The organism is Bacillus cereus group sp. Sample62, assembly GCF_036851315.1.
Lineage (GTDB): Bacteria > Bacillota > Bacilli > Bacillales > Bacillaceae_G > Bacillus_A > Bacillus_A wiedmannii.
On record NZ_JAFLPK010000001.1, the window covers coordinates 4,980,910 to 4,993,822 of the forward strand.

Below are 12,913 nucleotides of genomic sequence, written 5' to 3' on the forward strand. Positions count from 1 at the left end.
AAAAAACGGATAGCTTCTTTCATTTTAAGAAACTTGTTCTGCATTCGTTTCCCTATGTTGTATATGACTCGTAATCCAAGCAATTCCGCCAGCAACAACAAGATAGCATAACAATATTAAAATTTGCATTTGTAATTGTGACCAATCTCCTAAAGAGATAACATCTTGTAATCCTCTAAGAGAATGGGACATTGGGAGAAACTGTCCAATTTTGCTAAGAACAGCTATATTTAATTCTCCTGGGAAAGTACCCCCGCTCGTCGCTAATTGCAGGACGAGAAGCGTTACTGCTAAGAACTTTCCAACAAGACCAAATACTGTTACTAGCATAAGAATAAATGTCATGAACGTAAAGGAAATAATGATACTAGATAAAACAAAGAGTGGCACACTTGCAACTTCTAATTTCATAACTCCTAACACAGCCACATCCACAAGTAATGCTTGAATAAGTCCAATTACATATACCAATCCTAGTTTATTAATAAAATGTACTGTTCCGCTTACCTTCACATTTTGTCTACGGCCAAGAGGTAAAATATTCGATGCCATAATTCCGCCAACATAAAATGCCAGTGATAAAAAGTATGGTGCAATGCCTGAACCGTAGTTAGGCACATCAGAAACTGTCGACTTCACTAATTGAACTGGCTCTGAGAACATCGTATTACGTGCATCATCATTACGAACATCCGCTATCTTCTTTGCGCCCTCTCCTAATTTCGTAGAAAGTTCTTTCGCACCATCGTCAAGTTTAACAAGTCCGTCCGCTAACTTATCAGCACCATGATTCAGCTCTGTTCCGCCAATCGCAAGGTGATTTACACCTTCTTGTAATGTTGTAAATCCATTTCCCCACTTCGTAAATCCATTAGCTACATTCGCAGCACCATCTGCTATCTTTTTCGTTCCAGCAGTAGCTTCGTTTAACTTAACTCCGAATGTATTCATACCTTCTTCCATCTTATTCTGACCATCAGCAAGCTTCTTCGCACCTTGTGTCAATTGTTGTTGGCTATTATTTAAAGTGTTTGCTGCTTTAGCTAATCCGTTAGAAGTAGCAATGATCTTTTGAAAAGCAGGATCTTGCTGCACTTCTGGATGACTTTTCACGTACGCTTCTAATTGTTGTTTTACACTATTAGCTGCATCATCCGCTTTTACTTGCCCTTCAGCAAGCTTCTCACTTCCATTCACCCATTCATTTGTACCAGCACTTAATTCACTAACTCCTGATTGTAATGTTTTTTCACCTTGAGCTAATAACTCCATACCACTATGAAGTGAGGTTGCCCCTTCACTCAGCTCATTTGCGCCGCCACTTAAGGCAGATTGGCTAGAAGCAAGTTTTTCACTTCCCTCTTTCACTTTTGATGCCCCGTCACTTAAACGATGAATACCATCTGCAAGCTGATTCGCCCCATTTTTTGCATCTGTCGTTCCTTCATGCAGCTTCTCAGCACCATTACTTGCATCACTCAATCCTTGTGCCAAATCTTGAAATTTTGAAAAGACACCTTCTGTATAAGATTTCGTAATACTATTTGAAATTTTTGTTTTCATATTTTCAACAGCTGTCGTTCCAATTTGAGCTGCTACAAAGTTTTTACCTGGGTTTACTTTGTACTGAAGCTGCGCTGGCTCTGGTTTCTCATCCATAAGTGTACTTACCTTTTTAGAGAAATTCTCTGGAATCGTAACGACCATATAATACTTATCTTCTTTTAGCCCTTCATCAGCATTTTTTTCTGATACGAAATGAAAAGCCAATTCCTTATTCTCTTTTAAATTTTTTACAAAATCGTCTCCTGCATGAATTGTTTTTTCATCCATCGTAGCACCCTTATCTAAATTCACAACCGCAACAGGTAATTTATCTAATTTTCCGTACGGATCCCAATATCCAGCTAAAAAGAATCCTGAATAAATTAACGGAACAATTAATAAAAAAATTAAAGCGATACGTCCATGTTTATGATGCCACATCGCTTTCCAATCTTTAAATATAAGTTTAATACCCTTCATGAAACATACTCCTTCTCCTAATTTAACACCATTAGAATGGTTTAACAGATTTACTATACACGTCCATTTCCATACTGTATAATACATCTTTAATTATTAATTCATTCCTTTTGGTCTATAGAAAGGAGAGTCAAAATGGAACTTCTTCAACTAAAATACTTTCAGACAGTCGCACGATTAGAGCATATGACAAAAGCCGCTGAAGAATTGCATATCGCACAACCTTCGCTTAGCAAAACAATTGCTAGATTAGAAAAGGACTTAGGCGTCCCATTATTTGATCGCCAAGGTCGACAGATTACGTTAAACTCTTTTGGGAAAGTATTTTTAAAACGAGTAGAGCGTATTTTTCATGAATTAAGTGAAGGCGAAAGAGAAATTAAAGATTTAGCGGGATTGCAACAAAGCTCTATTACACTGGCCGTTTCTATTCCGAGAATATTACCAGAACTACTCGGTTCTTTTTTACTAGAACATCCTAACGTTCGATTCCAACAATTTCTCGCATCTACTCCTTCTATGAAGCGACAACTAGATAATATAGAAATTGACTTTTGCATTTCTTCTGTGCCAATTGAAGGTGAGGAAATTATGTGGGAACCGCTTATTACAGAAGAAATTTTCTTAGTTGTCCCTTCAGGTCATCGTTTATCAGGACGCGAAAGTATCCATCTGCATGAAGTAAAAGACGAACCATTTATTAGTATGAACACTGGTTACGGATTTCGGCACTTAACGGATAAATTTTGCAAGGAAGCTGGCTTCACTCCACATATCGCTTTTGAAGTAGATGAACCAACCGTGATTAGCGACCTTATTAAGCAAGGCCTCGGAATCGCCTTTGTCCCAAGTTTAACTTTATTAAAAAACTCTACTTTAGCATTAAATAAGTTACGTATTATTGAACCCAATTGCGAGCGAACTATCGGATTAAGTTGGTCGAAGAAACGCTACTTATCAAAAACCGCTCAGCAATTCCGTAAATTCGTAATTGACTACTTCTCCAATATTAGAACGTAAAATTATATCGACCTAGTAAAAAATAGAAGGTGCCACCTCCAGAGGATGGCACCTTCTATTTTTTACTCTTCTCCAATTCCATTTCCGCTAAAAGCGGCAATACGTTATCGAAAATATGCGTATTATTATTTTCGCCTGTTACGTATCCACCGTAATATCTACTAAATATATTGTCATTTCGGAATGTGGCCATATGATCATATAATTCCTTTGCAAACTTTGTATCACCTGTTTGTAGTACGTACAAGATCGTTAGTCCGTATGCGGCTGGCGATTCATAATTCACAGTTTGTTTTCCCGTTTCTAAATTGTAACGACCGTATAGTTTTCCATCCTCCTGGAACTTCTTCTTGATAAATTCCAAATAAGCATCTGATGAAAGGCCACCTAAACTTCGATGATATGCAACGTATGATTGATCAATAAGATTTACTTCTTTATCGTACGTAAATGTACTATCTTCTTTATACTCTTTTGGGAATGCCCAACCATGCCTTGGATAATCCGCTAAAAATTGAACGACTTCCTGATATTGCTGAGCAGAAACTTTGCCGTATTTTTTCATATACGAGAATGCGTGTGGATTTATATATGATGTAGTTGCAAAATTATTTTGTTTACCTGCATCTGCATCATAATAATCAACGTAATAATTATCTTTCTTATTATAACGGATTACAGCGTCACTCAATTGATCTGCCAAGTTTTTATAACGCTCTTCCTTGTACATTTCATAAGCACGATATAATTGTTCTATAATACGAAGATCATCTATAAGTGCATTTGTAGCTGACTGCATTTCTCCCTTTTCAGAGATTTTCCATATAACAATATGATCCTTATGTACAAAGCTATTTTGAATAACCTTAACTTGTTCATCGAATAACGCTTGATCGTCTTTATCCAATGTATATTGTAGCCATAGTCCTGCTGATTCCGATAAAGCTTCGCGGCCTTTCGCTTCACCCGTACCTGCCTTTGTATCCGCTAGACGATATGTGGCAAGTGTCCCATTTTCATTCACCATATGTCTTAAAATAAAATGTTCTGTACGGTTTCCTTGTATAGCTGACCAAAATACAATGCCACCTAAAGCGATTAAGAGAATAACTCCAATCCCTATATATAAACGTTTCCGCAATCTTTTCACCTCCCTAATAAGGCTGGCCTTAATTTTACCAGAACATACGTAAAATTAAAAAAGACAATCTATTAGATTGTCTCTCGTGCCTCTATCCCTCACAAGCCTCTTTAGAAGGTCTATATAGCGATGCCACAAGTCGATCATATTCACGACGCGTAATCTCTTTATTATACAGCTTCAATAATAAATCTCTATGCTCTTTTGAAAATGCCATCTTTTTAATGACTTCAGGATACATAAAAACATCCTCTCCATTTCACATAAACTTCTTCACCCTGAAAAACAGAACTTATGTTCGCATAAAAGATTATAGAATATTCCTTACTAAAAAACAAACAAAATATTATTAAAAATTAACTTCTTTCTATTTAGAATATTCAAACATTATATTACCATATCCACTTTTTAAATACATATATATTTTTGGTAGTTTTTTTGAATAAATCTTCCAATTCAATCAGAAAATAATGGTAAAAAAGAAGAGGAGTTTACATATGGATACGGTAACATTAGCACGAGCGTTTTTTGGTTCTTCATTAGCATTCCACATTATCTTTGCAACACTTGGTGTCGGGCTTTCATTGATGATTTTTATAAGTGAAATACTCTTTCACTGGAAGAAAGATTCCGATTACGCCATTATGGCGAAAAGATGGACGAAGGCGTTTGCCATCCTTCTCGGTGTAGCAATTCCAACTGGAACAATCGTTGGTGTGCAAATCTCACTTCTTTGGCCTGGTTTTGCCAAAATTGTTGGACAGGTTATTTCTGTTCCCTTTCAAATTGAGATTTTTGCCTTCTTTTTAGAGGCGTTGTTCATGTCTATTTATGTATATGCAGCTGACAAACTACCTCCATTCATGAGATTAATCTCGCTATTCTTCGTCATGATTGGTGCCACGGCATCTGCCGTGCTTATTACATCAGCAAATACATGGATGAATACACCCGCAGGCTTTTCAATGGGGCCAGATGGATCAGTTTTTAACGTTGATCCATGGAAAGCTTTCTTTAATCCTAGTTTTGGCACAAGCGCATTTCATGTTGTTATTACTGCCTATGCAACTGGAGCTGCCGTCATTGCCTCTATTGCTGGATTTAAATTATTAAAGAAGAATTTAAGTAAACGCGAAATTGCTTATCATAAAAAGGGACTACTGTTAGGACTCGTCGTGACATTTATTACAGGCGCTACGATGTGGCTTTCGGGACACGAATCGGCAATTGCCTTACATAAGCATTCCCCTGAAAAACTAGCATCTGCTGAAGCTTTATTTGAAACGACATCACATGCACCGTTATCAATTGGCGGAGTTGTAGATCCTAACACACTTGAACTAAACTATGCACTAGAAATTCCGAACATGCTTAGCCTACTAGTGGGACTCGACCCTAGCACCGTCGTAAAAGGACTAAAGGAATTTCCACAAGAAACATGGCCACCATTTTACACACATACACTATTCAACTTAATGGTCGGCACCGCTGCCTTTACTTTTGCAGTTGCAGCAATCGCCCTCTTATATTGGTACTTTGTTTACCGAAAAAAAGGTGCAGAATTACCGAAGTGGCTTCTTTGGGGAGCTGCCGCATGTGGACCAATTATGATGCTCGGTATTGAATTCGGGTGGATTTTTAGCTGTAGTGGTCGTCAACCGTGGACCATTTATGGTATGCAACGGACAGTCGACGCTTCTACACGCGCTGATTTTGTCGGTCCTTTATTTATTCTATTCATCATTTTATATATTGGACTCGGCATTTTAACAGTTTTTGTACTACGGACATTCTTTAAGAAACATCCGCTTACAAATGATTTACATCACGAAGGAGGCGATTCCCGTGCATGAGGAAAGTATTGCAATCATCATCTTATGGGCTCTTATTTTCGTATACAGTATATTAGGGTCCATCGATTTTGGAGCAGGTTTTTGGGGCATGGTATACGCAAAACATCCAACGCTCGCTGCCAAGCTTGCCAATCGATACTTATCACCAACTTGGGAAGTAACAAATACATTTCTCGTCTTTGTCGTTGTCGCTTTTCTCGGTTTCTTTCCGAAAGCTGCTTTCACCCTTGCGACAGTGATGTTCGTGCCAGTTATGTTAATTTTAATACTCATTGCAATTCGCAGTACATTCATGGTATTTGCTTACTCTCTGCCAAAGTATCAATTCCTCCTTCGGGTAATTTCAGGTATTACTGGGCTCTTGATTCCAGCCTTATTAATTACCGTTTTACCCGTTACAGAGGGGGCTTATATTACAATGTCTGAAGGAAAAGAAGTACTCTTGTATGGAAAACTTCTTTCTAGCCCAGTTATCTACTGCTATATGCTCTTTGGACTAACTTCGGAACTATTTCTATCTTCTCTCTTTCTTGCTGATTTTGCGAGAGAGCAAGGTTCAGAAGATTCGTATAGAATTTATAGAAGAAACGCTATCATCCTTGGTCCTGCAACACTCGTTACGGCGATTATCGCCCTCGTTGTAATGGATCCGGAAACACACTGGCTTATGCAAGGACTAATAAAGCAATTCCCATGGTTTACAGTTTCTATCGTTTTATTCGTTATTGGGTACTCTTCTCTTTGGTGGACAAACAAGAAGTATGGCACACTAGGATACCCTCGCATTGCCGTTTTAGCAGTCGTCGCTCAATATGCATTTGCAAGTTACGCTTACGGTGTCGCGCATTTACCATATATTATTTATCCTGATGTAACTGTATTTACAAGCTTTACAACGACAGAAACATTCTATGCATTGCTTATTCTATACGCAATTGGAATCGCAATTTTACTACCAGGATTTATTTTCTTCTGGAATTTATTCTTGAAGGATCGAACTTTTTTGAAGGAAAAATAATATAGTCAGGGGAGTCTGTTCCAAAAGGAATTTTGGAACAGACTCCTTTTGTCATGTTTTGTCGATAAGTCGATATATTTTAAAAATCGCTAATATATTTTGAGTTGCGCTGATATATTTTAAGTTGCGCCGATATATCTCCATAATCGCTAATATATTTTAAGTTGCGCCAATATATCTCCATAATCGCCCATATAAATTTCATTTACTATCTTACTGCCACTCTAATTTATAGACTCCTCTCATAATAGTTATTTCACTATTCGTGACACTTGTCCTTTCGCTTGAAAAACACATATTCACTTCATTCCATTATATGCCTAGTTCTTCTTATTTTTTGCTGAATATACTACCAATACAGACCTTGAGACAAGCTACATTGGTTTAAGGAAAAGTAGAAAGGTAGGTAAAATATGAGCATTGAAATATGGATTACTATTATTGTATTCTTCTTAACGATGATTGTTATCTTTTGGCGACCCCGTGGCTTAAATGAGGCTTGGCCGGCAGCAATTGGCGCTGGCATTATCTTGATTACTGGACTTGTATCAAGACCAGACGTCATAGATATTATTAGTAAAATTGGCGGTGCCTCTATAACAATATTAGCGACCATCGTTATGGCGGTTATATTAGAAAGCTTCGGCTTCTTCCACTGGTCCGCAGCGAAACTTGCAAACTTAGCAAAGGGCTCCGGTCGCCGTTTATACTGGTATATTCAATTATTATGTTTTCTTATGACTCTTTTATTTAATAACGACGGTAGTATTTTAATTACAACTCCAATCCTAATTTTATTACTGAGAAACCTTAAATTAAAACCTCATCAACAAATCCCTTATTTATTAAGTGGTGCTTTAATCGCCACTGCCTCTAGTGCACCCATTGGTGTAAGTAATATCGTAAACTTAATCGCATTAAATATTGTGAATATGACTCTTTATATGCATACTGCTATGATGTTTGTACCTGCAACATTAGGATTATTATTTATGTCATGGCTTATGTACACAGTTTTAAAGAAAAAACTACCAGAGAAATTACCTGTTTCTTCATATGATATCGAAGAAATGTTCTTCACGAAAAACTTCCATCCGTTAAAAGGAAAAAATTCTGTTGATACGAAACAAAAACGTACAAAATTCATGCTAAAAGTATTAGGTTTCGTCTTCCTTATGCGCTGTCTACTTTTCGTTGCATCCTTCTTATCGATTCCAATCGAAATTGTTGCTGTACTCGGTTCACTCGTTCTTCTCATCTGGAGATGGTACTACTTACGAACAAACCCAGTCGATATTTTGAAAAAGACACCGTGGCACATCTTAATTTTCGCATTCTCTATGTATGTAATTATTTACGGGCTTCACAATGCAGGGTTAACAGCGGCGCTTGTAAGTTGGCTCGAACCAGTTGTAAGTCAGCATCTACTCTATGCTAGCTTTGCAATGGGCGGACTTGTATCTATCCTCTCTAACGTCTTTAATAATCACCCTGCACTTATGATTGGTACCATTACATTAACAGAAATGGGCCTAGATCCAGTCACATTAAAAACTATCTATCTTGCAAATATCATTGGTAGTGACATCGGTTCACTATTATTACCAATCGGTACGCTAGCTTCCCTCATTTGGATGTATATCCTAAGACAAAACAAAATTAAAGTGAAATGGAAAGATTATTTAAGCGTATCTCTCATCGTAATCCCACTCACAACAGCCGTCACATTATTCCTCTTATACTACTGGGTACAATTATTCTTCGCCTTATAGAAAATAGAAGCCCCCTTTGCTACCGTCTTAGCAAAGGGGGCTTCTTCTATATTTAAGTTAGGTACTACAGTGTGATCAATCAAGTAAAGAGGTGTAACGTATTATTGGTATAAATGACTACCAGTGTCTTTAAATTCTTTCGCTTTCTCTTTCATCCCTTTTTCAATTGCTTCTGTCGTTTCTAAATCATTGTCTTTCGCATATTCACGAATATCATGTGAAATTCTCATACTACAAAACTTCGGTCCACACATGGAACAGAAATGAGCTGTTTTCGCGCCTTCTGCTGGCAGTGTTTCATCGTGATATTCCATCGCACGTTCAGGGTCTAAAGATAAATTAAATTGATCGCGCCAACGGAATTCAAAGCGAGCTTTTGAAAGTGCATCATCACGCTGATGAGCCGTTTTGTGCCCTTTCGCAAGATCAGCTGCATGTGCAGCGATTTTGTACGTAATAACCCCCGTGCGAACATCATCTTTATTCGGTAAACCTAAATGTTCTTTCGGCGTTACATAACAAAGCATCGCCGTTCCAAACCAGCCAATCATCGCTGCTCCAATTGCCGATGTAATATGGTCATAACCCGGTGCAATATCTGTTGTTAACGGCCCAAGTGTATAGAACGGCGCGCCCTGACAAATATCAAGCTCTTTCTCCATATTCTCTTTAATTAAATGCATCGGTACATGCCCAGGTCCTTCAATCATCACTTGCACATCATGTTTCCAAGCAATCTTCGTTAATTCACCAAGTGTTTCAAGCTCAGAAAACTGTGCTTCGTCATTTGCATCTGCAATCGAACCTGGACGTAATCCATCTCCAAGAGAGAACGAAACATCGTATTGCTTCATAATTTCACAAATCTCTTCAAAGTGAGTATATAGGAAGTTTTCTTTATGATGGAATAAACACCACTGCGCCATAATTGAACCACCGCGTGAAACAATACCTGTCATACGCTTTGCAGTAATTGGAATGTAACGAAGTAATACACCAGCGTGAATCGTGAAGTAATCAACGCCTTGCTCCGCCTGCTCAATTAACGTATCACGATACACTTCCCACGTTAAATCCTCTGCAATTCCGTTTACTTTTTCAAGCGCTTGATAAATTGGCACAGTTCCAACTGGTACCGGAGCATTACGAATAATCCACTCACGTGTTGTATGAATGTTTTTACCTGTAGATAAATCCATAATCGTATCTGCACCCCAGCGAGTCGCCCACGTCATCTTCTCTACTTCTTCTGCAATAGAAGACGATACAGCAGAGTTTCCGATATTTGCATTTACCTTCACGTGAAAATTACGTCCAATTATCATCGGTTCCGCTTCAGGATGGTTAATGTTCGCCGGCAAAATCGCACGACCTTCTGCAATCTCCTTACGAACAAATTCAGGCTCTACCCCTTCACGAATCGCAACATATTCCATCTCAGACGTAATAATGCCATTACGTGCGTAATGCATTTGCGTAACATTTGCACCATGCCTTGCTCTAAGCGGCTGGCGATCCATTTGTGGGAAAACAGGCGTATGTTTCGAATCCACTTTTACACCGTCATCCTCTGGTTTCACTTCGCGCCCTTCGTATGCTTCTACATCTCCGCGCTCCAGGATCCAAGAGTGGCGCGGCGCATGCAACCCCTTTTCCAGTTCCACTTTATGCGCAGGATCTGTATAAGGACCGCTCGTATCATATACACGAATTGGCGGATTCGGAATACCGTTCGTTTCGCTTTGTTCAATCTCGCGCATCGGCACTTTCATACCCGCGCGTGGTCCATCTACATACACTTTCTTACTTCCTGGTAAACTCGATTTCAATTCAATTTGCTCAGCTGAAACAGACTGTTTCATGACCTTTGTTGCCCCCCTGTTCGTGACAAGGACGAGATATGGCCAGCGCATGCCAAAATAAAAAGAGCCAGGTCCATAAAAGAATAAGGACCTGGCTCATAAAGACATAATTATGTAAAGCCGTTAACTTCCCTACGCTGGTACGAGCCAGATCAGGTCCAAAGGGTTAAGAAGTTCACACGCTTCTCTCTCAGCCTACGCATACGTTAGGCACCCCTAGTTTATCACTGATTTAATTTTCAATACTTTCCCATCATACACTATAATCTGAAAAATGAAAAGTTTATTTCTTTTGTTGCTTACGGAATCATCCACGTTAAATAATAAGCCTGCACATATGTCATAATCCCAACAATAGTAACGAAGAATAAACTATGCTTCAATGTAAAGCGGAACAAATCTGACTCTTTCCCAGCAAGTCCAACCGCTGCACAAGCAATCGCAATTGATTGCGGAGAAATCATTTTACCTGTTACACCGCCCGTTGTATTTGCTGCAACAAGAAGCACTTCAGATACACCGACTTGCTGCGCTGTAATTGCTTGTAAATTCGAGAACAGTGCGTTCGCTGACGTATCTGATCCTGTTAAGAATACGCCAATCCATCCTAAGAAAGGTGAGAAGAACGGGAATAATCCGCCAGTTCCTGCAAGTGCTAACGCTAATGTAGAAGATAGACCAGAATAGTTTGCGATAAATGCGAATCCTAATACGAATCCAATAGATAGAATTGGCATTTTTAGTTCATTTAACGTTTCTTTAAATGTTGCTACTGCATCTTTTGCACTCATTTTCAAAATAAAGATAGAAATGATACAAGCAATTAAAATTGCTGTTCCAGTCGCTGATAAAATATCTAATTTCAAGATTGCTTCATAAGGTGTTGGTTTATTTACAATTGGCTCTGCTTTCATTACTAAATTGTGCAAGCTTGGAACTTCAAATTTAAATACGAGACTTTCTAAAGCGCCGCCCGGAGCGAATAATGCTTTAAAGAAACTTTGGCTCCAAATGACTACCATCACAGTTAAAATAATGAACGGAGACCATGCTTTTACTACTTTTCCTACCGTTAGTTTCGGCATAGATGTCGCCGTCGTCGTTGCCGCTACTTCACTATTCGCTTGCTTAGTTTGATAAATTTCTTTCGGCTGCCAAACTTTTAAGAATAGCGATAAACTTACTAAACTTACAAGTGCTGACGTAATATCAGGAAGTTCTGGCCCTAAAAACGTCGCTGTAATAAACTGTGTAATTGCAAATGAACTACCTGCTACAAATAAAGCAGGCCACGTTTGTTTTACTCCTTTAAAGCCATCCATTAAAAATACGATAAAGAACGGAACAAATAATGATAAGAACGGTAATTGATGTCCAGCCATTTGTCCAATTTTATGTGGATCAATACCTGTTACTTGTCCAGCAACTGTAATCGGAATTCCCATCGCTCCGAACGCTACTGGTGCCGTATTTGCGATTAAACACAGACCCGCTGCATATAAAGGATTTAACCCAAGACCTGCAAGAAGTGCTGCCGTAATCGCTACTGGTGCACCAAATCCTGCTGCCCCTTCCAAAAATGCTCCAAATGAAAAACCGATTAAAATAACGAGTAAACGATGGTCATTCGTAATGGATAATACAGATGCACGAATCACATCGAATTGACCTGTTTTCACAGATATTTTATATAAAAATACCGACATAATGATAATCCAAGCAATTGGCCATAGTCCGTATAAGAAACCATACCCCGTCGCTGCCATCGCCATCGTGAACGGCATCTTATAAGCGAATAACGCAACTAAAATTGTAAGTACAACTGTAATAAATCCTGCCACATACCCCTTCATGCGGAAAACTGCTAAAGCTAAGAAAAAAAAGATAATCGGAATAAGTGCGACCACTGCCGAAATCCAAATGTTTCCGAACGGATCATAAACTTGTGTCCATGTGTTCATTGTTCTCTCCCCCTAAAGAATCCCCTTTTAAATAGAATAACCTCATCAATAGACTATCAGGTCATCATACCTTTAAGCCTAAAATAAAAAAACGCCAAAGAAAACGTTTTCATTAATTTTATCACAACAATTTTCATTAAAAAAGATTTTTTTGAAAATTTTATTATTTATCATAGAAATCTTACAAAAACGTCACGTTCTTGTAATGTTCATCGATAGGAAGCTCGCTACATTTCCTGCATAATAAAGGTATAACAACGA

Annotated in this window: 9 protein-coding genes and 1 riboswitch; of the genes, 4 read left to right on the top strand and 5 right to left on the bottom strand. The window is 38.4% G+C overall.

The genetic code is table 11. The features are described from left to right. Window positions 1–24 precede the first annotated feature (24 nt). Window positions 25–2,025: a YhgE/Pip domain-containing protein gene (locus tag J0835_RS25650; RefSeq protein ID WP_087983164.1), complete on the bottom strand. Its 2,001-nt coding sequence runs from the start codon at window positions 2,023–2,025 to the stop codon at window positions 25–27. A gap of 135 nt (window positions 2,026–2,160) precedes the next feature. Here J0835_RS25650 and J0835_RS25655 point away from each other — a divergent pair, with 135 nt between their 5' ends. Beyond that, complete coding sequence (locus J0835_RS25655) at window positions 2,161–3,045, top strand: LysR family transcriptional regulator (protein WP_087983166.1); 885 nt, start codon at window positions 2,161–2,163, stop codon at window positions 3,043–3,045. A gap of 55 nt (window positions 3,046–3,100) precedes the next feature. Here the strand turns inward: J0835_RS25655 and J0835_RS25660 are convergent, their stop codons facing one another. Both J0835_RS25660 and J0835_RS25665 read right to left on the bottom strand, forming a co-directional pair. Then, a complete protein-coding gene (locus tag J0835_RS25660; RefSeq protein WP_140386944.1) occupies window positions 3,101–4,186 on the bottom strand; it encodes a transcriptional regulator in 1,086 nt (361 codons plus the stop codon). A 91-nt stretch (window positions 4,187–4,277) separates the two neighbouring features. After that, window positions 4,278–4,427, bottom strand: a complete 150-nt coding sequence (locus J0835_RS25665) for a hypothetical protein (protein ID WP_000283173.1) — start codon at window positions 4,425–4,427, stop codon at window positions 4,278–4,280. Between the two features lie 256 nt (window positions 4,428–4,683). Between J0835_RS25665 and cydA the strand changes: the two genes are divergently transcribed. The 3 genes from cydA to J0835_RS25680 all read left to right on the top strand — a co-directional run bounded on the left by cydA (window position 4,684) and on the right by J0835_RS25680 (window position 8,829). Further along, window positions 4,684–6,039 carry a cytochrome ubiquinol oxidase subunit I gene (cydA, locus tag J0835_RS25670; RefSeq protein WP_087983170.1) on the top strand — a complete coding sequence of 452 codons (1,356 nt, stop codon included), beginning with the start codon at window positions 4,684–4,686 and terminating at the stop codon, window positions 6,037–6,039. Then, complete coding sequence (locus tag J0835_RS25675) at window positions 6,032–7,057, top strand: cytochrome d ubiquinol oxidase subunit II (RefSeq protein WP_000544166.1); 1,026 nt, start codon at window positions 6,032–6,034, stop codon at window positions 7,055–7,057. The genes cydA and J0835_RS25675 overlap by 8 nt, the downstream gene beginning before the upstream one ends. 413 nt (window positions 7,058–7,470) lie before the next feature. Next, window positions 7,471–8,829, top strand: a complete 1,359-nt coding sequence (locus J0835_RS25680) for an arsenic transporter (RefSeq protein ID WP_087983172.1) — start codon at window positions 7,471–7,473, stop codon at window positions 8,827–8,829. Window positions 8,830–8,930: 101 nt separating this feature from the next. On the opposite strand, the gene thiC is transcribed toward J0835_RS25680, so the two are convergent. Together thiC and lldP are read right to left on the bottom strand one after the other, a co-directional pair. Further along, a complete protein-coding gene (thiC, locus tag J0835_RS25685; protein ID WP_087983174.1) occupies window positions 8,931–10,691 on the bottom strand; it encodes a phosphomethylpyrimidine synthase ThiC in 1,761 nt (586 codons plus the stop codon). 112 nt (window positions 10,692–10,803) lie between these two features. Further along, a riboswitch (TPP riboswitch) is annotated at window positions 10,804–10,919 on the bottom strand. A 71-nt stretch (window positions 10,920–10,990) separates the two neighbouring features. Then, window positions 10,991–12,652: an L-lactate permease gene (lldP, locus tag J0835_RS25690; RefSeq protein ID WP_087983176.1), complete on the bottom strand. Its 1,662-nt coding sequence runs from the start codon at window positions 12,650–12,652 to the stop codon at window positions 10,991–10,993. Window positions 12,653–12,913: the final 261 nt, after the last annotated feature.